The sequence below is a fragment of the Serratia sp. BNK-12 genome, assembly GCF_047456085.1.
In the GTDB taxonomy this organism is placed as follows: Bacteria; Pseudomonadota; Gammaproteobacteria; order Enterobacterales; family Enterobacteriaceae; genus Serratia; species Serratia liquefaciens.
This window is the reverse complement of record NZ_CP179896.1, coordinates 4,089,042-4,112,173: the sequence shown is the minus strand read 5'-3', so window position 1 is coordinate 4,112,173 and position 23,132 is coordinate 4,089,042. Positions and strand designations below refer to the sequence as shown.

Below are 23,132 nucleotides of genomic sequence, written 5' to 3'. Positions count from 1 at the left end.
GTCAAGGCCGGGAGTGGGCATTCAAAAGCTTAGTGCTGAGGGACGGCGGCCGTAGTGGGCTCTACGCTGTGCAGTCGCACATAGCCCAATTGCTCTGGCGTCAGGCCGCTGAAACGCAGCTCAAAGCTGTATTCTGTTTTTGGCAGCAGCGAGTCCGCGGTGGCGATAGGTTGTGAAAGCGCATCGGCCGTCAGCGGTTTACCGGTAGCCGCATCTAGCTGGCCCCATTCCACTACCGCCTTGAACGCAGGCAAGGAGGCTTGTGACAAGGTGCGAACGTGCAACAAGGCCTGGGCGCCGTTAGCCTCGGTTTTTACGTGGCTAAGTGACACGCTCAGTTCGCCGAGATTGCTGTGCAGACGGGCGGCATTATTGGCAGCAGGCACCAGATAGACGCCGCTGGTGGAGTTCTGATTCAGCTGGTTTTGCTGTTCCAGCGCCGTGGCCTGATTGGTCAGGATGGTGAGTTTCTGATTCAGTTCAACCACCTGGTTACGCAGCTTCGGCACTTCGCGAGTTTGTGCGCATCCGGCCAGCAGAACCAGTGCGCTGAGCAGGCAAATTTTGGGGTAACGGGTTGTCATGGCGGGTATTTCCTATTCAACATCTCCTGATATCAGCTTAGCCCGGCTGGTGGGGAAAGTCATGTTCGTCGCTTTTTGGGGCGCTATTTCGAAGAGGGGCTCGCAACAAATAACCGACGGCCTTTGTTGTGACCGCACTTCGGGGTAAACTGTTCTTAACTATGAAAACGTTTATCAGGACGTGTTATGCATTGCCCTTTCTGCGCCGCCGTTGATACCAAAGTCATTGATTCTCGCCTGGTGGGTGATGGTTCGCAGGTGCGCCGTCGCCGCCAATGTCTGGTTTGTAATGAACGTTTCACCACCTTTGAAGTGGCTGAACTGGTGATGCCGCGGGTCATAAAAAGCGATGAAGTTCGCGAGCCCTTCAACGAAGACAAACTGCGTCGCGGCATGCTGAAAGCGTTGGAAAAGCGCCCGGTCAGCTCCGACGACGTGGAAAACGCGATTAACCACATTAAATCCCAACTGCGTGCCACCGGCGAGCGTGAAGTGCCGACTAAACTGGTGGGCAACCTGGTGATGGATGCGCTGAAAAAGCTGGATAAAGTGGCCTATATTCGCTTTGCCTCGGTTTATCGCAGCTTTGAGGATATCCGCGAATTCGGCGAAGAGATCGCCCGTCTGCAGGACTAAGGGAGCTTTGATGCATAACGACGAATTGTATATGGCGCGCGCCTTCGAACTGGCGCGGCTGGGGCGTTTTACTACGGCACCTAACCCTAACGTCGGCTGCGTGATTGTGCGCGATGGCGAAATCGTCGGCGAAGGCTACCATTTGCGCGCCGGTGAACCCCATGCGGAAGTGCATGCGTTGCGCATGGCGGGCGAAAAAGCCCGTGGTGCCACGGCTTACGTCACGTTGGAGCCGTGTAGCCACCATGGCCGCACGCCGCCTTGTGCCGATGCATTGGTCGCCGCCGGTATTACCCGTGTGGTTGCGGCGATGCAAGATCCTAATCCGCAGGTCGCCGGTCGTGGTTTGTATAAGCTGCAGCAGGCCGGGCTGGACGTACGCCACGGTGTGATGCTGGCCGAAGCCGAGGCGGTGAATCTGGGCTTCCTCAAGCGCATGCGCACCGGCTTCCCTTATGTACAACTGAAGCTGGGTGCCTCGCTGGATGGGCGCACGGCAATGGCCTCTGGCGAAAGCCAATGGATCACCTCTGAGCAGGCGCGTCAGGACGTGCAGCGGTTGCGGGCGCAAAGCGCCGCGATTCTCAGCACCAGCGCTACGGTGCTGGCTGATGATCCGTCACTGACGGTTCGTTGGGATGAGCTGGACGCCGAAACTCAAAGCATTTATCCGCGTGAAAACCTGCGCCAGCCGTTGCGCATTATCCTCGACAGCCAAAATCGCGTCACGCCTCAGCATCGGGTGGTTAATCAGCCGGGTGCAACCTGGTTGGCACGCCTGCAGGCGGACGCTCAAACCTGGCCGCAGGACGTCGAGCAACTGACGTTTCCGGCGCACGGCGGCGGAGTCGATCTGGTGGTGATGATGATGCAACTGGCAAAACGCCAGGTGAACTCGATCTGGGTAGAGGCCGGTGCACAGCTCGCCGGTGCCTTGCTGCAGGCGGGGCTGGTCGATGAGCTCATTTTGTACATCGCGCCAAAACTGTTGGGCGATAATGGCCGCGGTCTGTGTCAACTGCCGGGCCTTGAGCGTCTGGCCGATGCGCCGGAGTTTGTTTTCAGCGAAGTACGGCAAATTGGCCCCGATTTGCGGCTGCGGTTGAAGGCAAAATACTGAATTTAATGCCCGCGAGCCGGGGCGGTCAGCGTTTTACAAAACCGCCCGCGCAGGCAGATAAAGAATGTGATAGAATCCGCCCCCCTGCGGGGTATTGAACCCATTTTTAAGGAAAGCCCATGAAAGTTATCGAAGGTGTTGTTGCTACTCCAAATGCCCGTGTGGCGATCGCAATTGCACGTTTTAACAATTTCATCAACGACAGCCTGCTGCAAGGTGCTATCGATGCACTCAAGCGCATTGGCCAGGTTGCTGACGACAACATCACCGTTGTCTGGGTCCCGGGCGCTTACGAGCTGCCGCTGACTGCGCGCGTGCTGGCTAACACCGGCAAATACGATGCGGTTATTGCACTGGGCACCGTTATCCGTGGGGGCACCGCGCACTTCGAATATGTCGCGGGCGAAGCCAGCTCCGGCCTGGGCAGTGTTTCTTTGAACACTGAAATCCCGGTTGCCTTTGGCGTGCTGACAACCGAGAGCATCGAACAGGCTATCGAACGTGCCGGCACCAAAGCGGGCAACAAGGGTGCTGAAGCTGCTCTGACCGCACTTGAAATGATTAATGTTATCAAAGCTATTAAAGCCTGAATTTAGTTAAGGGGAATTCCGTGAAACCTGCTGCTCGTCGCCGCGCTCGTGAGTGCGCTGTTCAAGCGCTTTACTCTTGGCAGTTGTCTAAAAATGACATTGCCGATGTTGAACACCAGTTCCTGACGGAGCAAGATGTCAAAGATGTGGACATCGCCTATTTTCGGGAGCTGCTGTCCGGCGTGGCGGTGAATGCAGGTCTGCTGGATGGCCTGATGGCACCTTACCTGTCGCGTCAGCTCGAAGAGCTGGGCCAGGTGGAAAGAGCCGTTCTGCGCATTGCGCTGTTTGAGCTGAAAATGCGTGAGGACGTGCCGTACAAGGTGGCTATCAATGAAGCGATCGAGCTGGCGAAAACCTTCGGCGCTGAAGACAGCCACAAGTTTGTGAATGGCGTGCTGGATAAAGCAGCACCAAGCATCCGCAAGAAAAAATAAAAAATTAAGGCCGGTATCCCCGGCCTTAATTTCTTCTATTGGAACATCGACCATGGCATGTGGCGAATTTGACCTCATTGCCCGCTATTTTGACCGGTTTAAGAGTCTGCGCCGGGACGTACAGTTGGGCATTGGAGATGACTGCGCACTCCTGACAGTGGCAGAAAAACAGCTTTTGGCCGTCAGTACCGATACCCTGGTTTCGGGCGTTCACTTCCTGCCGGACATCGATCCGGCCGATCTCGGTTACAAAGCGTTGGCAGTTAACCTGAGCGATCTGGCGGCTATGGGCGCGGATCCAGCCTGGCTTTCACTGGCATTAACCCTGCCGGAAGTGAATGAGCCCTGGTTGAAGGCGTTCAGCGACAGTCTGTTCGAACAACTTAATTATTACGGCATGCAGTTGATTGGCGGCGACACCACGCGTGGCCCATTGAGCATGACGCTGACAATCCACGGTCTGATCCCGGCCGGCCGGGCGTTGACCCGTGACGGCGCACGTATTGGCGATTGGATCTACACCACCGGTACGCTGGGTGACAGCGCCGCCGGGTTGGCTGTTTTGCAGGATCGCCTGCAGGTGGCGGACGCCGATGCTCGCGATTACCTGATTGGGCGCCATCTGCGGCCCCAGCCGCGGGTGCTGCAAGGGCAGGCGCTGCGCGATCTGGCCAGCTCGGCGATTGATATTTCGGACGGTCTGATTTCCGATCTGAAGCACGTATTGAAAGCCTCCGAGTGCGGTGCGCGCATCAATTTGGATGAGCTGCCGCTGTCGCAGGCGCTAAGCAGCCACACCGATGCTGAACAGGCGTTACGCTGGGCGTTGACCGGCGGAGAGGATTACGAGCTGTGCTTCACCGTACCGGAGATCAATCGCGGCGCGTTGGAAGTGGCGTTGAGCCATTTGGGCGCGGATTACACCTGCATTGGTCAGATTGGCCCGCTTTCGGAAGGCATCAAGTTCTATCGCAACGATGAAGCGGTTGAGCTGCCATGGCACGGTTTCGATCATTTCAGCGAAGGGCAGGCGTAACATGGATGAAGCAACACGTCGCTTGCGGATGAGCAATCCGTGGCACCTGTTGGCAACCGGCTTCGGCAGCGGTTTGTCACCGGTGGTACCGGGCACCATGGGGTCGCTGGCGGCGATCCCGTTCTGGTTATTGTTGATCCAACTGCCGTGGCAACTCTATTCGCTGCTGGTGATGTTCAGCATCTGCATCGGCGTTTATTTGTGCCACCAGACGGCCAAAGATATGAAGGTCCATGATCACGGCAGCATCGTCTGGGACGAATTTGTCGGGATGTGGATCACGCTGATGGCGCTGCCGGTCAACGACTGGCAATGGGTTGCCGCGGGCTTTGTGATTTTCCGCATTCTGGATATGTGGAAGCCGTGGCCGATCCGTTGGTTCGATCGCAACGTGCACGGTGGCATGGGGATTATGATCGACGACATCGTCGCCGGGGTGATTTCCGCCGGTATCATCTACCTGATTGGTCATCACTGGCCTGCCGGGCTGTTCTGATGACAAGGGCGCAGTTCATCATGCTGCGCCCTTGATACTCACTGTGCTATTCAAATCCTGTCACATGATGCGGCACATAAGCCGTTTCCAGCTCGGCTATCTCTTCCTGGGTTAATTCAAGATCGACGGCAGCGACCGCGTCTTCCAGATGTTCATGACGTGACGCGCCGATGATTGGCGCACTGACGACCGGCTTGCTCAATAGCCATGCCAGAGCGATTTGCGCCCGAGATACGCCGCGTTCTTGCGCAATGCTCGCCACGCGTTCTGCGATGATGGCGTCAATGCCTTCGGTTTCATCGTACAAGTTTTTGCCGACCTGATCGGACACCAGCCGCGCGGTGGTTTCACCCCATGGACGGGTCAGGCGCCCACGTGCCAGCGGGCTCCAGGGCAGCACCGCGATACCCTCGGCGGCGCACAGCGGCAGCATCTCTCGCTCTTCTTCCCGCTGGATCAGGTTGTACTGATCCTGCATGCTGACGAAACGCGTCCAGCCGTGCAGATCGGCGGTATAAAGTGCCTTGGCGAACTGCCAGGCGTACATCGAAGACGCGCCGATATAACGCGCCTTGCCGGCTTTCACCACCTCATGCAGCGCTTCCAGCGTTTCTTCCAGCGGCGTTTCATAGTCCCAACGGTGGATCTGCAACAGATCAACGTAGTCGGTGCTCAGTCGCTGCAAGCTATCGTCGATGGACTGCATGATTTTAGCGCGCGATAGCCCAGACTCGAGATTGCTCATCGGGAAATAGACTTTGGTGGCGAGCACCACTTCGTCACGGCGAGCGTAATCGCGCAGCGCCCGGCCGACGATCTCTTCGCTGCTGCCATCTGAGTAACTGTTGGCGGTATCGAAGAAGTTGATGCCGGCATCCAGCGCCTATTTCAGCAGCGGGCGACTGCTTTCTTCCGGTAGCGTCCAGGCATGGTTGCCACGGTCGGGTTCACCGTAGGTCATGCAGCCGAGGCAGATGCGGGAAACGTTCAGGTCGGTATTGCCCAGTTTCAGATACTTCATGCTTTCCTCCCGGTATCAGCACAGAACTTTAACTGTAGCGGGTTTTCGGGCGACGCAAATGAAAACGCCCCCGCAATGCGGAGGCGTCGGTCAAATCAGGCGCGAAAATTATTGCGCCAGCCAGACCTCAATCTTCTGCTGTATCCCTGCGGCATCCAGACCCAGATCGACACGCACCTCTTCCTGGCTGCCTTGTGAGATAAAGCTGTCCGGCAGGCCGATGTTCAGTACCGGGATAGCGCGACGCTTGGCCATCAGCAACTCGTTAACACCGCTACCGGCACCGCCCATAATGGCGTTTTCTTCCAGCGTGACCAGCGCGTCATGGCTGGCTGCCAGCTCCAGCACCAGCTGTTCGTCCAGCGGTTTTACGAAGCGCATATCCACCAGCGTGGCATTGAGCGCTTCCGCCACCTGCGCAGCTTCCGGCAGCAAGGTGCCGAAGTTCAGGATCGCCAGTTTTTCACCTTCACGGCGGACAACGCCTTTGCCGATCGGCAGCGCGCTAAGGGGCTCCAGCGGCGCGCCGGTACCCGTACCGCGAGGGTAACGTACGGCGCTTGGGCCTTCATTATAGTGATAACCGGTGTAGAGCATTTGGCGGCATTCGTTCTCATCACTTGGCGTCATGATCACCATAGTCGGGATGCAGCGCATGAATGACAGATCGAACGCACCCTGGTGAGTCTGGCCGTCAGCGCCGACAATACCGCCGCGATCGATGGCAAACATCACCGGCAAATTTTGAATCGCGACGTCGTGGATCAGTTGATCGTAAGCGCGCTGCAGGAAGGTGGAGTAAATCGCCACCACCGGCTTGTAGCCGCCAATCGCCAACCCGGCAGCGAAGGTCACCGCGTGCTGTTCGGCGATCGCTACGTCAAAATATTGCTGCGGATAGTCGCGGGAGAATTGCACCATGCCCGAGCCTTCACGCATTGCCGGGGTAATCGCCATCAGTGAGCTGTCCTTGGCGGCGGTTTCGCACAGCCAATCGCCAAAGATTTTTGAATAGGTCGGCAGGCCGCCGGCGCTTTTCGGCAGGGTACCGCTGGCCGGATCGAATTTGGGTACCGCGTGGAAGCTGATCGGGTCTTTTTCTGCCGGTGCGTACCCACGGCCCTTTTTGGTCATGATATGCAGCAGTTGCGGGCCTTTCAGGTCACGCATGTTCTTCAAGGTAGCGACCAGTCCCTGAACGTCATGGCCGTCGACCGGGCCAATGTAGTTAAAGCCGAGCTCTTCGAACAGCGTGCCCGGCACGACCATGCCTTTCAGGTGTTCTTCGGTACGCTTGACCAGCTCTTTGATTGGCGGCAGGCCGGACAGCACTTTTTTACCGCCCTCACGCAGGGTGGAGTAAAGCTTGCCGGACAGCAGCTGCGCCAGATGATTGTTCAGCGCACCGACGTTTTCCGAAATCGACATTTCATTGTCGTTAAGCACCACCAGCATATCCGGATCGATGTCACCGGCGTGGTTCATGGCTTCAAATGCCATACCGGCGGTGATGGCGCCATCGCCGATAACGCAAACCGTACGGCGGTTTTTGCCTTCGCGAGCTGCAGCTACCGCCATGCCGAGACCGGCGCTGATCGAAGTCGAGGAGTGACCAACCGACAACACGTCATACTCACTTTCCGCACGCCATGGGAAAGGGTGCAGGCCATTTTTCTGGCGAATGGTGGAGATCTTGTCGCGGCGACCGGTCAAAATTTTATGCGGGTAAGCCTGATGACCCACGTCCCACACCAGATGATCGAAGGGGGTGTGGTACACATAGTGCAACGCCACCGTCAGTTCGACGGTTCCCAGCCCGGAGGCAAAGTGGCCGCTGGAACGGCTGACGCTGTCCAGCAGGTATTGCCGAAGTTCGTCACACAGTTTCGGCAGGCTCTCTTTCGGCAGCGAACGGAGTTCATCGGGATTTTCCGCTAGCGCCAGGGTCGGGTATTTGGCTATATCAAGACTCATTCGATACTCATATCAGAGGAGTTAACGTCACACGTTAATTGTCGCGTTCAATAATGAAGCTGGCTAACGCTCGCAATGGCGCTGTGTTATAAGATTGTGCTGCCAAAGTGTCTAATGCAGCTAAAGCTTCCTGATAGAGATCCCACGCTTTTGCTTTCGCGCTGTCAAGCCCGAGCAAAGCTGGATAGGTGCTCTTTCCGTGTTGCTGGTCCGCCCCCTGGCGTTTACCGATTTTTTCGGTTTCGCCGACCACGTCCAAAATATCATCCTGCACCTGAAAAGCCAGGCCTATCGCGGCGGCGTATCGGTCAAGCTGCGGCAGCGCTTTACGGCCGGGTTCACCGGCGGCCAGAGCCCCAAGGCGAACTGCTGCGCGAATTAACGCGCCGGTTTTGTGGCGATGGATCTGTTCCAACGCTTCCAGACCTATCTGCTTATCTTCGGCTTCCAGATCCAGCGATTGCCCACCGCACATGCCGGCAACGCCGCTGGCGGTGGCCAGTTCGGAAACCATCGCCAACCGATCGCGCAGCGCCACATCGGGCATGTCGGCATCGGCCAGAATGGTGAATGCCAGCGTTTGAAGCGCATCTCCGGCAAGAATGGCATTGGCCTCGCCAAATTTGATGTGGCAGGTTGGCTGACCGCGACGCAGATCGTCGTCATCCATGGCCGGCAAGTCGTCATGGATCAGCGAATAGGCGTGAATGCATTCTACCGCAGCCGCGGGAGCATCCAAATTATTCAATGATACGCCAAACATCTGCCCGGTAGTGTACACCAGAAACGGACGCAGGCGTTTCCCGCCAAGCAGTGCACCGTGACGCATTGCCGACACCATATTGCCATCGTTGAATGGCAACGGTGCGATAAAATCCAGCAGCGTGCGGTCGGCCCGCTGGCGCAAGGCCTGCAACTGGTCAGAAAAAGCGGTCTGTTGGACAGTTACGGACATGGTGATTACTCGGCATCCGGTGTGAAAGGCGTCAGCGCAGCATCATCGGCGCTGTCGTTAAGCAAAATTTGTACGCGCTGCTCCGCCTGCTGCAGCTTCTGCTGGCCCTGACGCGCCAACTGCACGCCGCGTTCGAATTCATTCAGCGCGTCTTCCAGCGGTAACTCACCCGATTCCAGACGCGTCACGATGTTTTCCAGCTCGCTGAGGGAGCTCTCAAAGCTGACGTTTTGCTCTGTACTGTCTGATTGTGCAGGTTTTTTCGGCATAATTTTCTTTTTACATCATCATGTGAACAGTGGCGCCAGAGCCTATCCTAGCGGATCTTGATTGGCAAATCATGGCGCGCATGTGTGGTTTTGTGCACCGAGGCTCACCAGATAGTGATATACTCTGCGCCGCAAATGCGATTGATAAAACATTCGGCAACCCCGTGGGTTTTATCAATCGCATATACATTGTAAATCCTTTTCCCTCGTAATTCTGACAATAAAGACCGCCATGAAGTTTATCATTAAATTGTTCCCGGAAATCACCATCAAGAGCCAATCTGTGCGCTTGCGCTTTATCAAGATCCTCTCGACCAGTATCCGTAACGTCCTGAAGCAGTATGATGAAACACTGGCGGTCGTCCGTCACTGGGATCATATCGAAGTTCGCGCCAAAGATGAAAACCAGCGGCCGGTAATTGCCGACGCGTTAACGCGCATTCCCGGCATTCATCACATTCTGGAAGTGGAAGACCGCGACTATACCGATATCCACCATATTTTTGAGCAGACGCTGGAAGCCTACCGCGAGCAACTGCAGGGGAAAACTTTCTGCGTGCGCGTAAAGCGCCGCGGCAAGCAGGACTTCAATTCGCAGGACGTTGAGCGTTACGTTGGTGGCGGTCTGAACCAGCACATTGAGAGCGCGCGCGTTAAACTGTCGCACCCGCAGGTGACGGTTAACCTGGAAATCGAAGACGACAAGCTGATGCTGGTCAAAGCCCGCCGTGAAGGCATTGGCGGTTACCCGGTGGGCACTCAGGAAGACGTGCTGTCGCTGATTTCCGGTGGTTTCGACTCGGGCGTTTCCAGCTATATGCTGATGCGCCGTGGTTGCCGCGTGCATTATTGCTTCTTCAACCTGGGCGGCGCCGCGCATGAAATTGGCGTGCGGCAGGTGGCTCACTACCTGTGGAGCCGTTTTGCCAGTTCGCACAAGGTGCGCTTTATCGCCATCGATTTTGAACCTGTGGTCGGCGAGATCCTCGAGAAGGTCGAAGACGGTCAAATGGGCGTGGTGCTTAAGCGCATGATGGTGCGCGCCGCTTCACAGATAGCGGAGCGTTACGGCGTGCAGGCTCTGGTGACCGGTGAGGCGCTGGGACAGGTTTCCAGCCAAACGCTGACTAACCTGCGCTTGATCGACAACGCATCCGATACGCTGATTCTGCGTCCGCTGATCTCCCACGACAAAGAGCACATCATCAAAGTGGCGCGTGAGATTGGCACCGAAGACTTCGCCAAGACTATGCCGGAATACTGCGGCGTGATCTCGAAAAGCCCGACGGTGAAGGCGGTCAAAGCCAAAATCGAAGAAGAAGAAGCCCACTTTGACTTCAGCATTCTCGATCGCGTGGTCAGCGAAGCCAAGAACGTGGACATCCGCACCATCGCCGAGCAGACGCAGGAACAGGTTACCGAAGTGGAAACCGTGGCGGCGTTTGGCGCTGACGAGGTGATTCTGGATATTCGTTCTAATGACGAGCAGGAAGACAAGCCGCTGAAGCTGGATCAGGTTGAGGTGAAACCGCTGCCGTTCTACAAACTCAGCACCCAGTTTGGCGATTTGGACCAGAGCAAAACCTACCTGCTGTACTGTGAGCGTGGCGTGATGAGCCGCTTGCAGGCGCTGTATTTGCTGGAGCAGGGCTACAGCAACGTCAAGGTTTACCGTCCGTAATCAATCCAGGGGCGGGTAAACCGCCCCTGTGATTTAATCGCGAAAGTCGTACATCCCCGGAATCAAGACCAGCTGAGCGGCGATCTCCGCCGCTTTGGCTTTCCCCAGCAGCAAATCAATCAGCTTCAGCGCAAACTCCATCGAAGTTCCCGGCCCCTGGCTGGTGAGCAGATTAACGCGCGCGTCGTATACCACACGTCGTTCCATCCATTTATCGGCCGGGATCTGTTCTTTCAGCCCCGGGAAGCCGGTCATATTGCCGACGGGGAACAGATCGTGATGTTGCAGCACCAGCGCGGGTGCGGCACAAATGGCGGCGACGATATTGCCCTGAAGATGCATCTGACGCACTTTCTCCACCAGCAGCGGGCTGTCGCGGAAACACTCGGCACCTTTCAGGCCGCCGGGCAGCACTATCGCGTCGAAGGGCTCATCGACAATGGACACCAGCGCCGCATCTGCCAGCAGCTTGACGCCGCGTGAGCAGACAATAGTCAGGTCGCCATCGCCGGCTACGCTGGCGGTAGTGACTTTTATGCCTGCCCGAACCAACAGATCTATCGTGGTGACGGCTTCGATTTCTTCGCTACCAGGTGCCAGGCAGACCAGCGCCGATACGCTCATATTCATTTTCCTTTCGCTTAATCAATTCAAACAGTCGCGCGTTCTCCGGCAGAGTCACGCCGTGGCTGCGTGCGCGACGCAGCAGATAGCCTGTAATGTAGTCGATCTCGGTATGCCGCTGAGTGCGGATATCTTGCAGCATCGAAGAGACGTTGTCCGCAGTGCTCTGGATCACCTCCATCACATACTGCTGTAAGCCTTCGCAGGAGGTATGGTAACCCTCCATCGCCATCACGCCGGCGACTTCACGGCAGATGGCCTCAATTTGTTCCGGATAGCGCTGCAAATCGCCATTGCGGCAGTTATACAGGGCAGTTAGCGGGTTGATCACACAGTTGACCGCAAGTTTGCGCCAGTTCGCCGAGGCAATGTTGTTATGCCAGGCGACGTCAGGCAGTGCCTGATGCAGCACTTCCGCCAGGTGGCTGAGCGAAGTCGCCGCCGGAGATGTCGGGCCTATATGGGTGGTGCCGCCGGCAACATGGATAATAGTGCTGCCGTCATGGCGTGCCGCATGGGTGGTGGTACCCTGCAGTATCGGCTGGTTGTTCGGCGGCAGTTCGTCCTGCGTGCCCATGCCGTTATGCAGCAGCAGGATGGCGCAACGCGGGTGCAGCTTCGGCAGCAGGGCGCTAACCGCCCCAGAGACTTGCCAGGCTTTTAGCGTGACCAGCAACAGTTCGCTCTGGGCCAGATGTTCAGGATCGTTGGTGGGCAAATTACGGTTGAACGAGAGGCCTTCAGGCTCAATGACGTTCACTGCGCAAAAGGGTTGCGGTACTCGTAACCATCCCTGTACGTCATGGCCCTGCTGATAAAGCCGGGAGAGCCACAGCTGTCCGAGCGCGCCGCAACCAAGAACAGTTATTTTCATCCAGACTCCTTGGGGTAACGGGAAGAACGCCCAGTATCTATCCTATAATTATAGACTTTTCTGCTGCGCGGCGGGGCCGGCAAATTTTGTCTGAGGCGCTAAAGCGGTTATCATGCTCGGCATCGAAATCGCCTATCGCATTAGGCTCTAATTCAGGAGGAAGAAGTATGCCATCTTTCGACATTGTTTCCGAAATTGATATGCAAGAAGTACGTAACGCCGTTGAGAACGCCACGCGCGATCTTGGCACCCGTTGGGATTTCCGTAACGTGCCGGCCAGCTTTGAGCTGAACGAAAAAAACGAAAGCATCAAGGTTGCCAGCGAATCTGATTTTCAGGTGCAGCAGTTGCTCGATATTCTGCGTGAAAAACTCAGCAAGCGCAGCATTGACGGCGGCGCGCTGGAGATCCCCGAGGAGCTGACCCACAGCGGTAAAACCTACAGTGTGGAAGCCAAGCTGAAGCAGGGTATTGAAGCCGCCCAGGCGAAGAAAATCGTCAAGCTGATCAAAGACAGCAAGCTGAAAGTTCAGGTGCAAATCCAAGGGGATGAAGTACGGGTAACCGGTAAATCACGCGACGACCTGCAGGGCGTGATGGCGCTGGTGCGCGGTGCCGATCTGGGGCAGCCTTTCCAGTTCAAAAACTTCCGCGACTGATCCTTTCGCCAAGAAGAATATATTGATGGGGCCGGCTTGCCGGCCCTTAGTCTGATGACAAACACCCGAAAAACGTGGTTTTCGGATGTTTGGGGTAAATCAGAAGATATAATCCTTTGTTTTTATTAGCCCCAAGGTCAGGACTTTTAACTGCAAAGGACTTTGTCAGCAATCTGGGGGCCGGCTTGCCGACCCTTTTCTTTACAGCGAATTCACCAGGGCTTCCAACTGACCGCGGTTGGTTTGCTTGGTATCGACCTTTACGTAGGCGCTGCGCTCTTCCGGCACCACAATCGCTTCTGCTACACCCGGCTGGGCCTTCAGGCGGCTTTCCAACGCCGAGTCTTTCACTGCCAGTTCCGACAGCGTAATACGCAGGCTGCTCACGTAAGGCGGTTCCTGCATGGTACTGCTGACCATAAACCAGATGGCGGCTAAAACTGCCCCGGCGATAAAGACCAATCCCGCGCCCTGCAGGCCGTACAGAAAGCCTCCCAGGCTGCCGCCAATCGCCACGCCGATAAACTGGCTGGTGGAGTAAACCCCCATGGCCGTGCCTTTATAGCCCGCCGGCGACTCTTTACTGATCAGGGAAGGCAGGATCGCTTCCATCACGTTGAACGCCATAAAGAACAACTGAACGCCGGCAATAATGCCCCAAAGATGCGCGCCGGACAGCCACAGCAGCACTTCAGCACAGAACAATACCGCCACGCAGCCCATAAACACCTGCTTCATGCGGCGCTTCTTTTCGGCATAGATGATAAACGGCACTACGGCGGCGAAAGACACCAGCATGGTGACCAGATAGACAATCCAGTGTTCGCTGGGCGCCAAACCGGCTTTTTCCATCGCTAATGGCAGTGCCACGAAGCTGGACATCAACAAGATATGCAGGCACATGATGCCGAAATTCAGTTTCAGCAGGCGGGAATTGCTCAACACCTTGCTGAAACTGCCACGGACTATACTGGATTCGCGGTTCAGCACGTGGCTGCTGGCGGAAGGCACGACCGCCAGGGTGATGACGATACCGGCCAATGCCAGCACGGCAATCATCCAGAACAGCGCATGCAGGCCAAAAGCGTGGGTGACTATCGGGCCGACCACCATGGCGATGGCGAAGGTAATACCAAAGCTGACGCCGATGAATGCCATCGCTTTGGTACGGTTCTGTTCCCGGGTCAAATCAGACAGTAGTGCCATCACCGCTGCGGCGATAGCGCCGGAACCTTGCAATGCCCGGCCAAGGATCACCCCCCAGATGGAGTCGGTGGCGGCGGCGATCACGCTACCCAGCGCGAAGATTAACAGCCCGCCGACAATCAGCGGCTTGCGGCCGATGCGGTCGGAAATCAGGCCGAAGGGAATTTGGAACACCGCTTGCGCCAGGCCGTAAATGCCAATGGCGATACCGATCAGCGTTTCGCTGGCGCCGTTCAACGCCATACCGTAGGTGGTCAGTACCGGCAGCACCATAAACATGCCGAGCATGCGCAGTGAGAATACCGTTCCTAATCCCCAGGTCGCCCGTCGTTCCAGCGGGGTCATTGCATTATCGTTCATTAAAACCTCATTAAAAGCCATTCCGTCAGGTTATCGGTGATAACGCCTGATGGGATAGCTTCTGTTAAAACTGCGTCATTTTAGTGTGAAGGGCAGGGGGGGTAAATCTAATGTTGTTTAGCAGATATTACAGTTCGTCGGTTTTTCTGCGAGACAAATAAAATGGGCCGCTAAGCGGCCCATAGAGAGCGGACAAAGACCTCAGTAGCTAGTAGTAATGCATTGAGTACTAATAGAAACAAAGGGTTATATCTCTGCCTTGCCCCAAACATCCGAAAACCACGTTTTTCGGGTGTTTGTCATCAATTTAATGGGCCGCTAAGCGGCCCATTCACAGACGATTTGGCTTACCAGACGTAAGTCATCAAGGTTTCCGGCGAGGCCGAAGCGCTGAAGTCGATAGACATCATCACGCTGAGCGAGGTAATGGCAACAATCGAGAACACAAACAGTTTGCGTGCCCAAACGCTGTCATTTTCGGCTTTGTAACCACGCAGCGCCATCCCCAGCCACCAAACGCTCACCGCCGCAGCGACGATCAGGTATTTGTAGCCGGCGTAGCCGCCCAAAGTCAGCATCAGCGTAGCAACCATAAACGCCACGATGTAGACGGTGATGTGGTTCTTCGCCACCGAGATGCCTTTGACGACAGGCAGTACCGGAATGTTGGCCGCCTGGTAATCTTTAAAGCGGAAGATGGCAATCGCATAGGAATGCGGCATCTGCCACAGGCTAAAGATAGCCAGCAGGATCAACGCACCGGCATCGAACTCGTTGGTGACCGCACAGTAACCGATAACCGGTGGTGCAGCGCCCGACAAGCTGCCGATCAGCGTGCCATATACCGAGTGGCGTTTCATGTACAGGCTGTAGACGCCGACATAAACCACAAAGCCCATCACCGCCAGCCACATGGCCAGCGGGTTGGCGCCAATATACAGCAACGCAAAGCCCGCAATACCCAGGGCGGTAGCGTAAACCAGGCTTACACTCGGCGCGATCAGGCCTTTTACCAGCACCCGATTCTTCGTTCTCTCCATTTTCTTGTCGATGTCGCGGTCAATGTAGTTGTTAAACACACAGCCCGAAGCGACAACCAACGAGACACCCACCAGGGTGGCGAGAAACAGGGGATAGTCGATGCTTCCTTTGGAAGCCAACAGGAATCCCCCGACGACAGAAATTAAATTGCCGAAAATAATTCCTGGTTTAGTTACTTGCAGGTATTGCTTAATCATCACGTGCAGCTCGACTCTTAACTGACCATCATATTGATGTTGAGGTTGTACATAATCCAGAGTGAACCCACAACAACGATACCGATGATCATAGCGGTGAACAGCAATGCCACCAGGTTCCAGCGCTCTTCCGATGAGGTATTCATGTGCAGGAAGTAAATCAGGTGAACGACGACCTGAATCACTGCCATGCCAACAACAACCGCCAGGATGGTTGAGTGAGAGGCGGTACCGCTCATCACCATCGCAAATGGAATCACCGTCAGGATGATCGACAGAATAAAGCCGATCAGATAGGTCTTGACGCTACCGTGGCTTGCGCCGCCGTGAGAAGTTTCATGGGATGAATGACTCATGACATAACCCCCAGCAGGTAAACAACGGTGAAGACGCAGATCCAGACCACGTCCAGGAAGTGCCAGAACAGGCTCAGGCACATCAAACGGGTTTTGTTGGTTGCGGTCAGGCCACGCTTGCTGACCTGAATCATCATGATGATGATCCAAACCAGACCGGTAGTTACGTGCAGACCGTGGGTCGCAACCAGCGCGAAGAAGCTGGACAGGAACGCACTGCGATCCGGGCCATAGCCTTCAACGATCAGGTGATGGAATTCGTAGATTTCCATCGCAACGAAGCCCAGACCGAACAGGAAGGTCAGGAACAGCCAGGTGTTAACGCTGCTAACCTTGCCTTTGTTCATGCCGATCATCGCCATACCGTAGGTGATGGAGCTGAACAACAGCAGGAAGGTTTCAACCAGGACAAACTTCAGATCGAAGATGTCTTTGCCAGAGGGACCGCCAGCGGTCCCGTTCACCAGTACTGCATAAGTCGCGAACAAGCTCGCAAACAAAATACAGTCGCTCATCAGGTAGATCCAGAATCCGAAGACTTTGGTCTCTCCTGCGTCGTGGTGCCCATGCTCTGCATGGGCTGCGTTATGGTTAGTCAGAGTATCAGTTGACATGTTTCACGCCTGCTTTGCTGATTTGTTCATAGTGTTGGTTTTCAATGCGCTCGATCTCATCAACCTGCACATAGTAATCAACATCTTCATCGAAGCTCTTGGCAATCCAGGTCACGATCATACCTACGAAGGCAGCGATCGCCATCCACCAGATGTCCCAGATCATCGCGAAACCAAATACCAGGCTGAAGCCAGCAATAATCACACCGGCACCGGTATTCTTCGGCATATGAATCGGTTCGTATTTAGCCGGTTTCTTATAAGCTACGCCTTTTTCTTTCATGTCCCAGAATTCATCACGGTCATGAATCTGTGGCACTACGGCAAAGTTATAGAACGGCGGTGGAGACGAAGTCGACCACTCCAGCGTACGAGCACCCCATGGGTCACCGGTCAGGTCACGGTTCTGCTCACGGTCACGCACACTGACGAACACCTGAATCACTTGGCACAGGATACCGCAGGCAATCAGAGCCGCGCCGCCAGCCGCTACCAGCAGCAGTGGGTGGAACTCTGGGTTGATGTTCTGGCTGATACGACGAGTCATACCCATAAAGCCCAGAGCATACAGCGGCATAAAGGCCACGAAGAAGCCGATGATCCAGAACCAGAACGCACGGATACCCCATTTTTCGTTCAGCGTGAAGCCGAAGGATTTAGGGAACCAGTAGGTCAGGCCCGCGAAGCAACCGAACACCACACCACCAATGATAACGTTATGGAAGTGGGCAATCAGGAACAGACTGTTGTGCAGCACGAAGTTCGCGCCCGGCACGGCCAACAGAACACCGGTCATACCACCCACGGAGAAGGTGATGATGAAGCCGATGGTCCACAGCATAGCGGAGTTGAGCTGAATGCGGCCTTGGTACATGGTGAACAGCCAGTTGAAGATTTTCACCCCGGTAGGGATGGAAATGATCATGGTGGCGATACCGAAGAAGGCGTTTACGTTCGCGCCGGACCCCATGGTAAAGAAGTGGTGCAGCCATACGATGAACGACAGAACGGTAATCGCGATGGTTGCCCATACCAGTGAGGTATAGCCGAACAGGCGTTTTCTCGAGAAGGTCGCGGTGACTTCGGAGAACACACCGAACACCGGCAGAACCAGGATATACACCTCTGGGTGACCCCAGGCCCAAATCAGGTTGATGTACATCATCATGTTGCCGCCCATATCATTGGTAAAGAAATGGGTGCCCAGATAGCGATCCAGGGTCAGCAACGCGATGGTTACGGTCAGAATTGGGAAAGAAACGATGATCAGGACGTTAGTACACAGAGCTGCCCAGGTGAACACCGGCATCTTCATCAGAGGCATGCCAGGAGCACGCATCTTCAGAATGGTGGCGAAGAAGTTCACACCGGTCAACAGGGTACCGATACCGGAAATCTGCAGACTCCAGATCCAGTAGTCGACCCCGACGCCAGGACTGTATTCCTTGCCCGACAGCGGCGGATACGCCAGCCAACCTGTCTGCGCGAACTCACCAACCCCCAGAGAGATGTTGATCAGCACTACGCCCACCACGAAGAACCAGAAGCTCAGGGAGTTCAGGAACGGGAAGGCAACGTCGCGCGCACCGATTTGCAAAGGTACCACTACGTTCATCAGACCGACCACGAAAGGCATCGCCATGAAGAAGATCATGATGACGCCGTGGGCGGTGAAGATTTGGTCGTAGTGGTGCGGTGGCAGGAATCCGGCCTCGCCGGCGGACGCAAGCGCCTGCTGACTACGCATCATGATGGCATCGGCGAAACCACGCAGCAACATAACCATTGCCACGATGATGTACATGATACCAATTTTTTTATGGTCAACCGAAGTCAACCAATCGCTCCATAGCCATTTCCACTTGCCGAAATAGGTTATCAGCGCCAGCAGTGCCAGGCCCCCAATAACAATTGCAGCAACGGTGACCATGATGATCGGTTCGTGGTACGGAACCGCATCAATCGTTAATTTTCCCAACATCAGTTTATTCCTCGGCTCCGGCGTGAGCATGTTCACCCATGTCCATACCCTGGCTCATGTCCATACCTTCGTGCGCGGTAGCGCCTTTGTGCATGTCCATATCACCCATGAATTTGCCAATAGTTTCTTTGAACAAATTCGGTTTGACACTGGAGAAGTACTCGACCGGGTTGTTTTCACTCGGCTCTGCCAGTTTGTTAAAGTCGCTGGTGGCGTTTAGGTTATTCGACGATGCTTTCACCTTGGCAACCCATTGATCGAAGTCGCCTTCGGTTGGGGTGACAATGGCGGTGAATTTCATGCCGGAGAACCCGCGACCGCTGAAGCTGCTTGAAATACCGTCGTATTTGCCTGCTTCATTGCCGATCAGGTGCAGTTTGGTCTGCATCCCGGCCATCGCATAAATCTGCCCACCTAACTGAGGAATAAAGAACGAGTTCATTACCGAGTTAGAGGTGATCTTGAATTCGACTGGAACATCTTTCGGGAAGGCCAGCTCATTAACCGTCGCGATACCTTGTTCCGGGTAGATAAACAGCCATTTCCAGTCGAGCGACACCACTTCGATCGTCATCGGCTTCTTGTCAGTGACAATCGGCTTGAACGGATCCAGTTCGTGGGTAGTCTTCCAGGTAATGGTGCCCAGGATGGCGATGATAATGATAGGAATGGTCCAGACGACCGCTTCGATCTTGTTGGAATGTGACCAGTTCGGACTGTATTTGGCGTCTTTGTTGGAAGCACGGTACTTCCAGGCAAAGGCGAACGCCATAAAGATAACTGGTATCACTACGATCAACATCAATGCGATTGCAGTGATAATCAGTGTCCGTTGCTCAACACCAATTGCTCCTTTGGGATTCATCAATACCATATTGCAACCACTGAGCATTACAGTGGAGGCAATTAATGACAACATCCCAATACTTTTATTGTATTTCTTAAGTCTCATCTAACGACCTCAATTACAAAGGCTCTATTGTCGTTTCATGTGTGCGGGCATTTTACGGGAAGGTTGCAGTACTGTAAACATGCTTAAGGGAGTGTCAGCGCCTTGTTGACACTTTCTGTTAAGGGTGTCACAGATGTCACGCTACGTGACAATTTACTAATGGCAACAACGCGTTGGCGCGCTGAATCGTTCCGGGTAATTCGTATGTTAAGGAAAACTAAAGGTATGATGAATCTTTCAGGTGAAAACGCTTTTTTGAAATACGAATGAAAGGTTTATTTAATGTAAAATAATTGTGTCTTAAAGGTGAATTTAATTTTATTTCCGAGCGCCGTACTCGGATAAAAAAATAATTTGGACAGGAATTATATTTTTTAACTAAATAAATACATCACTCTGATGCGTTTTTGTCGACCGGCACGATGGCCGGTCGACTCGATCAGGCCAGCCGGGTACGACGCAGTGCCAGATAGTCCAGCAGGCTCCCCATCGCAATACCTACCAGACTCAGCGCGGCGCCCATCTGCAGTAACCGATCGGCCAGGTTCGGCAAGAGGGTCCAGTCGAGCGCATTGGTGATAAGCAGGAGCAGCCACAGGCCCAGCAAGGAGCAGCCCAGCGTCAGCAGGCGCAATGCCCAGCGGTAAAACTGGCGGAATTCGGTACGCGGCATGAAGTTATCGGTGCGTTGAGTATATTCCAGCGTCTGACGGCACAGGTGCAACAGCAGCAGACCAGGCACCGCGGCAACGATCGAGAATAAATAGAACAGTGGCCAGCCGTGTGCTTCAACAAACCATCCGGCAATCGGCCCGACGTATACCCGTCCGACGGCAGATAATGCCGACAGCAGGGCAAACTGGGTGGCGGAAAATGACTTGTTGCACAGCGTCATCAGCAACGCGACAAAGGCCGCGGTGCCCATGCCGCCACACAGGTTTTCCAGGAAAATGGCACTGCCCATGGTCATGATGTTTTTATCGGTGACCGCCAGTATCCAATAGCCGAGATTGGAAACCGCCTGCAGAATGCCGAACAGCATCAGGGCACGGAACAGGCTGAGGCGTTGCATCAGCACGCCGCCAAACAGCGCGCCGACGATGGTGGCGAACAGGCCGAGCGTTTTGTTGACCAAGCCGACTTCACCGGCATCGAAGCCGACGCCACGGATCAGGAAGGTGGTGCTCAGGCTGCCGGCAAAGGCATCGCCCATCTTGTACATCACGATCAGCAGTAAAATCAGCCAGGCATTGTTACGCGCAAAGAAATCACGCAGCGGAGCGACTACCGCCTGCTCCATGGTGCGCGGTGCCGGAATGCTGTCGTCGGGTTCAGGCGCCAAAAGGGTGGCAACAATACCGATCAACATCAAACCGGCCATCAACCAATAGGTCGACTGCCAGCCTAAGTAGCGGTCCGCCAGCCACAGCGCCAACCCACCGGACACCAGCATCGCCAGCCGGTAACCCAATACCGAGACGGCGGCACCGGTGCCGCGCTCTTCTGCGCTCAGCAGATCGGTTTTATAGGCGTCAAAAACAATATCCTGTGACGCAGAACAGAACGCCACCAGTACCGCCAATGCCGCCAGCCACCACAGGTGCTGTGCCGGCTGCATAAAGCCCATCGCCACAATCGACACCACCAGCAACAGCTGGCTGATCAGTAACCAGCCGCGCCGCCGCCCGAGAAAGGGCGGGGTGTAGCGATCCATAAAGGGCGACCAGAGGAATTTGAACACATAGGCCTGACCGACCAGCGAAAAAATGCCGATGGTTTTCAGATCGATGTTTTCGACGGTCATCCAGGCTTGCAGCGTGCCGGAGGTCAGTGCCAAGGGCAGACCCGACGCGAAGCCCAGCAGCAGGAGGATGGCGGAATTACGCTGGGTAAAGATATTCAGATACTGTTTCGACATGAGTTCCCTGTCTGCACCGCCCGATGGTTCGGGCGGCACAAGGCGTTCGCGGATTAACGCGCGTTTTGCTTGATGAAGTCGTTGACGCTGGTGTCTTGCGCCATATCGGCAATAACGTCGCCCAACACGGTGTTGACCGCGTTAGTGATTTTCTCGTTGGTTGCCGTGAAGGCACCCTGAACGTTATAGGTTGAACGGTAGTTTTTCACCTGTTTGTTGCCGTTTTTGGCCTGGGCAGTAATAGAAATATCAGCCTTGGTGGTGATGTTGTAGCGCAGGTTGCCTTCGGAGACGTCTGCATACAGGTTATTGACCACGATTTGCAGATCAACTGCGCCGTCAGCGCCAATCATGTAGCCGCGTGCGCCCATTTGTTTCTCGAGCACTTCCTGCAGCAAGAAGCGCAGATCGCGTGATGGCGTCAACGTCACCAACTGGCCGTCGCGGTTCACTTTCGCCAGCGCCTGGTCCTGACGCTGATCCGCGCCGTTAATGCTGATGGTCACGCCCTGCAGGGTTGGATCCTGCTGCGGCAGGACGATCTTCGGCGTCACGTTCAGGGTGTTGCTGCTGGTGGCACAGCCGGCCAGCATCAGTGCGGCCAACAGTGGAAGGCAAAGTTTTTTTAACATAGTTACTGTCTCATTCTCGATGGATTTTAAGCCGCCGCAAACTGCCAGGATTAACGAAGCGGGTTTGAGCAAGCTTTCTGTAATAATCAGAGCGGGATAGCCAACAACAAATTGTCGACATCATAGCATCGCCGCCGGCCGGAGGAAGCGCAGAACGCAATGGAGTGACAAATTTTTACCTGCCGTTGATAAAAACATGCTTTTTTGGCCGTCTCAATCAGATAAACCTCAAGCGACGGCGGATGTTGACCGTTTTTTGTCCGCAAAAAAGAGAAATTTACCTGAGGAATGGTCTAAAAGGGACGAAAGCGGCTAAGATTGAAATAGATGGGGGCGGTCCTCTGCCGGTGTAGTAAGGAGATCCTATGATTCGCGAGCAAATAGAAGCAAAGTTAAGGGCGGCGTTTGAGCCCGCGTATCTGGAAGTCGTTGATGAAAGTTATCGTCATAACGTTCCGGCGGGTTCAGAAAGCCATTTCAAGGTGGTATTGGTTAGCGATCGCTTCGTTGGCGAACGCTTCCTGACGCGGCATCGTTCGATTTACGGCGTGCTGTCAGAGGAGTTGGCGGATGGCGTACATGCGCTGGCGTTGCACACCTACACCCTGAAAGAGTGGGAAGGGTTGCAGGATACCGTGCCGGCGTCTCCGCCTTGTCGTGGGGCCGGAACCTTGGCCTGACGGCTAAATTTGCGGTATCAGTGGAACTTTGACCACGATTTGGGGTATTACTACAGACGAATTTTGGAACGGCCTGCGGGCCGTTTCTGTTTTTGACGACGACATAGCCGATGCGTAATGCAGCGAAGGCCGGGTCGGCTTCGGCGGCCTTTTGGCGATCAAATCGGTAAAAGTGTGAGTTTTAGCGCGCCGCCGCCGCCTTGCTTTCCTCGACTCGCTCCGCTTGCGCCGCTATAATG

The 23,132-nt window shown here is 55.1% G+C and carries 23 protein-coding genes and 1 pseudogene; 9 read left to right on the top strand and 15 right to left on the bottom strand.

From position 1 onward, the window contains the following. Positions 1–29: 29 nt before the first annotated feature. Positions 30–584, bottom strand: a complete 555-nt coding sequence (locus tag ACMGG1_RS19215; protein WP_020825470.1) for a DUF3251 domain-containing protein — start codon at positions 582–584, stop codon at positions 30–32. Between the two features lie 186 nt (positions 585–770). Here ACMGG1_RS19215 and nrdR point away from each other — a divergent pair, with 186 nt between their 5' ends. The 6 genes from nrdR (at position 771) to pgpA (ending at position 4,899) form a co-directional block, all read left to right on the top strand. Continuing rightward, on the top strand, positions 771–1,220 hold the full coding sequence (gene nrdR, locus ACMGG1_RS19210; protein ID WP_004949256.1) for a transcriptional regulator NrdR: 450 nt from the start codon (positions 771–773) through the stop codon (positions 1,218–1,220). Positions 1,221–1,230: 10 nt separating this feature from the next. Beyond that, on the top strand, positions 1,231–2,340 hold the full coding sequence (gene ribD / locus ACMGG1_RS19205; RefSeq protein WP_020825471.1) for a bifunctional diaminohydroxyphosphoribosylaminopyrimidine deaminase/5-amino-6-(5-phosphoribosylamino)uracil reductase RibD: 1,110 nt from the start codon (positions 1,231–1,233) through the stop codon (positions 2,338–2,340). Positions 2,341–2,459: 119 nt separating this feature from the next. Next, positions 2,460–2,930 carry a 6,7-dimethyl-8-ribityllumazine synthase gene (gene ribE / locus ACMGG1_RS19200; RefSeq protein WP_012005513.1) on the top strand — a complete coding sequence of 157 codons (471 nt, stop codon included), beginning with the start codon at positions 2,460–2,462 and terminating at the stop codon, positions 2,928–2,930. 20 nt (positions 2,931–2,950) lie between these two features. Continuing rightward, positions 2,951–3,367 carry a transcription antitermination factor NusB gene (gene nusB / locus ACMGG1_RS19195; RefSeq protein ID WP_020825472.1) on the top strand — a complete coding sequence of 139 codons (417 nt, stop codon included), beginning with the start codon at positions 2,951–2,953 and terminating at the stop codon, positions 3,365–3,367. A gap of 52 nt (positions 3,368–3,419) precedes the next feature. Continuing rightward, positions 3,420–4,403, top strand: a complete 984-nt coding sequence (thiL, locus tag ACMGG1_RS19190; RefSeq protein ID WP_128864418.1) for a thiamine-phosphate kinase — start codon at positions 3,420–3,422, stop codon at positions 4,401–4,403. A 1-nt stretch (position 4,404) separates the two neighbouring features. Continuing rightward, on the top strand, positions 4,405–4,899 hold the full coding sequence (gene pgpA, locus ACMGG1_RS19185) for a phosphatidylglycerophosphatase A (RefSeq protein WP_041414271.1): 495 nt from the start codon (positions 4,405–4,407) through the stop codon (positions 4,897–4,899). Between the two features lie 46 nt (positions 4,900–4,945). Here the strand turns inward: pgpA and ACMGG1_RS19180 are convergent. The 4 genes and pseudogenes from ACMGG1_RS19180 to xseB form a co-directional block, all read right to left on the bottom strand. Further along, a pseudogene (locus ACMGG1_RS19180) lies at positions 4,946–5,920 on the bottom strand (aldo/keto reductase). Between the two features lie 108 nt (positions 5,921–6,028). After that, positions 6,029–7,894, bottom strand: coding sequence for a 1-deoxy-D-xylulose-5-phosphate synthase (gene dxs / locus ACMGG1_RS19175; protein WP_116691066.1), 1,866 nt, complete (start codon positions 7,892–7,894; stop codon positions 6,029–6,031). Positions 7,895–7,928: 34 nt separating this feature from the next. After that, positions 7,929–8,849, bottom strand: coding sequence for a (2E,6E)-farnesyl diphosphate synthase (gene ispA, locus ACMGG1_RS19170; RefSeq protein ID WP_142815796.1), 921 nt, complete (start codon positions 8,847–8,849; stop codon positions 7,929–7,931). A gap of 5 nt (positions 8,850–8,854) precedes the next feature. Continuing rightward, positions 8,855–9,118, bottom strand: a complete 264-nt coding sequence (gene xseB, locus ACMGG1_RS19165; RefSeq protein WP_020825478.1) for an exodeoxyribonuclease VII small subunit — start codon at positions 9,116–9,118, stop codon at positions 8,855–8,857. 232 nt (positions 9,119–9,350) lie between these two features. Here xseB and thiI point away from each other — a divergent pair, with 232 nt between their 5' ends. Continuing rightward, entirely contained in the window at positions 9,351–10,799 is a 1,449-nt protein-coding gene (gene thiI, locus ACMGG1_RS19160) for a tRNA uracil 4-sulfurtransferase ThiI (protein ID WP_410529203.1), read from the top strand. A 33-nt stretch (positions 10,800–10,832) separates the two neighbouring features. Here thiI and yajL read toward each other — a convergent pair whose 3' ends face one another. Next, the gene (yajL, locus tag ACMGG1_RS19155; RefSeq protein ID WP_409325275.1) at positions 10,833–11,423 is read right to left on the bottom strand and encodes a protein deglycase YajL; all 591 of its coding nucleotides are present in this window, start codon (positions 11,421–11,423) and stop codon (positions 10,833–10,835) included. Continuing rightward, positions 11,386–12,297, bottom strand: a complete 912-nt coding sequence (panE, locus tag ACMGG1_RS19150; RefSeq protein ID WP_046374353.1) for a 2-dehydropantoate 2-reductase — start codon at positions 12,295–12,297, stop codon at positions 11,386–11,388. The genes yajL and panE overlap by 38 nt, the downstream gene beginning before the upstream one ends. Positions 12,298–12,464: 167 nt before the next feature. On the opposite strand from panE, the gene ACMGG1_RS19145 reads away from it, so the two are divergent. Continuing rightward, positions 12,465–12,956, top strand: a complete 492-nt coding sequence (locus ACMGG1_RS19145) for a YajQ family cyclic di-GMP-binding protein (protein WP_020825482.1) — start codon at positions 12,465–12,467, stop codon at positions 12,954–12,956. Positions 12,957–13,157: 201 nt separating this feature from the next. Here ACMGG1_RS19145 and ACMGG1_RS19140 read toward each other — a convergent pair whose 3' ends face one another. The 8 genes from ACMGG1_RS19140 to ACMGG1_RS19105 form a co-directional block, all read right to left on the bottom strand. After that, positions 13,158–14,522: an MFS transporter gene (locus ACMGG1_RS19140; RefSeq protein WP_020825483.1), complete on the bottom strand. Its 1,365-nt coding sequence runs from the start codon at positions 14,520–14,522 to the stop codon at positions 13,158–13,160. A 347-nt stretch (positions 14,523–14,869) separates the two neighbouring features. Continuing rightward, complete coding sequence (gene cyoE / locus ACMGG1_RS19135) at positions 14,870–15,760, bottom strand: heme o synthase (RefSeq protein ID WP_020825484.1); 891 nt, start codon at positions 15,758–15,760, stop codon at positions 14,870–14,872. A 17-nt stretch (positions 15,761–15,777) separates the two neighbouring features. Next, entirely contained in the window at positions 15,778–16,116 is a 339-nt protein-coding gene (locus tag ACMGG1_RS19130) for a cytochrome o ubiquinol oxidase subunit IV (protein WP_020825485.1), read from the bottom strand. Further along, a complete protein-coding gene (locus ACMGG1_RS19125) occupies positions 16,113–16,730 on the bottom strand; it encodes a cytochrome o ubiquinol oxidase subunit III (RefSeq protein WP_046374351.1) in 618 nt (205 codons plus the stop codon). Before ACMGG1_RS19125 ends, ACMGG1_RS19130 begins: the two co-directional genes overlap by 4 nt. Continuing rightward, on the bottom strand, positions 16,720–18,711 hold the full coding sequence (gene cyoB / locus ACMGG1_RS19120; protein ID WP_020825487.1) for a cytochrome o ubiquinol oxidase subunit I: 1,992 nt from the start codon (positions 18,709–18,711) through the stop codon (positions 16,720–16,722). Before cyoB ends, ACMGG1_RS19125 begins: the two co-directional genes overlap by 11 nt. A 4-nt stretch (positions 18,712–18,715) precedes the next feature. Continuing rightward, positions 18,716–19,663 (bottom strand): cytochrome o ubiquinol oxidase subunit II, encoded by a 948-nt coding sequence (gene cyoA, locus ACMGG1_RS19115; RefSeq protein WP_041414273.1) that lies wholly within the window; start codon positions 19,661–19,663, stop codon positions 18,716–18,718. A 439-nt stretch (positions 19,664–20,102) separates the two neighbouring features. After that, positions 20,103–21,581, bottom strand: a complete 1,479-nt coding sequence (gene ampG, locus ACMGG1_RS19110) for a muropeptide MFS transporter AmpG (RefSeq protein ID WP_048759602.1) — start codon at positions 21,579–21,581, stop codon at positions 20,103–20,105. 53 nt (positions 21,582–21,634) lie between these two features. Beyond that, positions 21,635–22,213: a lipoprotein gene (locus ACMGG1_RS19105; protein ID WP_006319785.1), complete on the bottom strand. Its 579-nt coding sequence runs from the start codon at positions 22,211–22,213 to the stop codon at positions 21,635–21,637. A 365-nt stretch (positions 22,214–22,578) separates the two neighbouring features. Between ACMGG1_RS19105 and bolA the strand changes: the two genes are divergently transcribed. Beyond that, a complete protein-coding gene (gene bolA / locus ACMGG1_RS19100) occupies positions 22,579–22,893 on the top strand; it encodes a transcriptional regulator BolA (RefSeq protein ID WP_004940361.1) in 315 nt (104 codons plus the stop codon). Positions 22,894–23,132: the final 239 nt, after the last annotated feature.

Bases quoted from the DNA above. Each gene is read 5' to 3' on its own strand.
- ACMGG1_RS19215 (WP_020825470.1), bottom strand. From the start codon at position 584: ATGACAACCCGTTACCCCAAAATTTGCCTGCTCAGCGCACTGGTTCTG.
- nrdR (WP_004949256.1), top strand. From the start codon at position 771: ATGCATTGCCCTTTCTGCGCCGCCGTTGATACCAAAGTCATTGATTCT.
- ribD (WP_020825471.1), top strand. From the start codon at position 1,231: ATGCATAACGACGAATTGTATATGGCGCGCGCCTTCGAACTGGCGCGG.
- ribE (WP_012005513.1), top strand. From the start codon at position 2,460: ATGAAAGTTATCGAAGGTGTTGTTGCTACTCCAAATGCCCGTGTGGCG.
- thiL (WP_128864418.1), top strand. From the start codon at position 3,420: ATGGCATGTGGCGAATTTGACCTCATTGCCCGCTATTTTGACCGGTTT.
- pgpA (WP_041414271.1), top strand. From the start codon at position 4,405: ATGGATGAAGCAACACGTCGCTTGCGGATGAGCAATCCGTGGCACCTG.
- dxs (WP_116691066.1), bottom strand. From the start codon at position 7,894: ATGAGTCTTGATATAGCCAAATACCCGACCCTGGCGCTAGCGGAAAAT.
- ispA (WP_142815796.1), bottom strand. From the start codon at position 8,849: ATGTCCGTAACTGTCCAACAGACCGCTTTTTCTGACCAGTTGCAGGCC.
- xseB (WP_020825478.1), bottom strand. From the start codon at position 9,118: ATGCCGAAAAAACCTGCACAATCAGACAGTACAGAGCAAAACGTCAGC.
- thiI (WP_410529203.1), top strand. From the start codon at position 9,351: ATGAAGTTTATCATTAAATTGTTCCCGGAAATCACCATCAAGAGCCAA.
- yajL (WP_409325275.1), bottom strand. From the start codon at position 11,423: ATGAGCGTATCGGCGCTGGTCTGCCTGGCACCTGGTAGCGAAGAAATC.
- panE (WP_046374353.1), bottom strand. From the start codon at position 12,297: ATGAAAATAACTGTTCTTGGTTGCGGCGCGCTCGGACAGCTGTGGCTC.
- ACMGG1_RS19145 (WP_020825482.1), top strand. From the start codon at position 12,465: ATGCCATCTTTCGACATTGTTTCCGAAATTGATATGCAAGAAGTACGT.
- ACMGG1_RS19140 (WP_020825483.1), bottom strand. From the start codon at position 14,522: ATGAACGATAATGCAATGACCCCGCTGGAACGACGGGCGACCTGGGGA.
- cyoE (WP_020825484.1), bottom strand. From the start codon at position 15,760: ATGATTAAGCAATACCTGCAAGTAACTAAACCAGGAATTATTTTCGGC.
- ACMGG1_RS19130 (WP_020825485.1), bottom strand. From the start codon at position 16,116: ATGAGTCATTCATCCCATGAAACTTCTCACGGCGGCGCAAGCCACGGT.
- ACMGG1_RS19125 (WP_046374351.1), bottom strand. From the start codon at position 16,730: ATGTCAACTGATACTCTGACTAACCATAACGCAGCCCATGCAGAGCAT.
- cyoB (WP_020825487.1), bottom strand. From the start codon at position 18,711: ATGTTGGGAAAATTAACGATTGATGCGGTTCCGTACCACGAACCGATC.
- cyoA (WP_041414273.1), bottom strand. From the start codon at position 19,663: ATGAGACTTAAGAAATACAATAAAAGTATTGGGATGTTGTCATTAATT.
- ampG (WP_048759602.1), bottom strand. From the start codon at position 21,581: ATGTCGAAACAGTATCTGAATATCTTTACCCAGCGTAATTCCGCCATC.
- ACMGG1_RS19105 (WP_006319785.1), bottom strand. From the start codon at position 22,213: ATGTTAAAAAAACTTTGCCTTCCACTGTTGGCCGCACTGATGCTGGCC.
- bolA (WP_004940361.1), top strand. From the start codon at position 22,579: ATGATTCGCGAGCAAATAGAAGCAAAGTTAAGGGCGGCGTTTGAGCCC.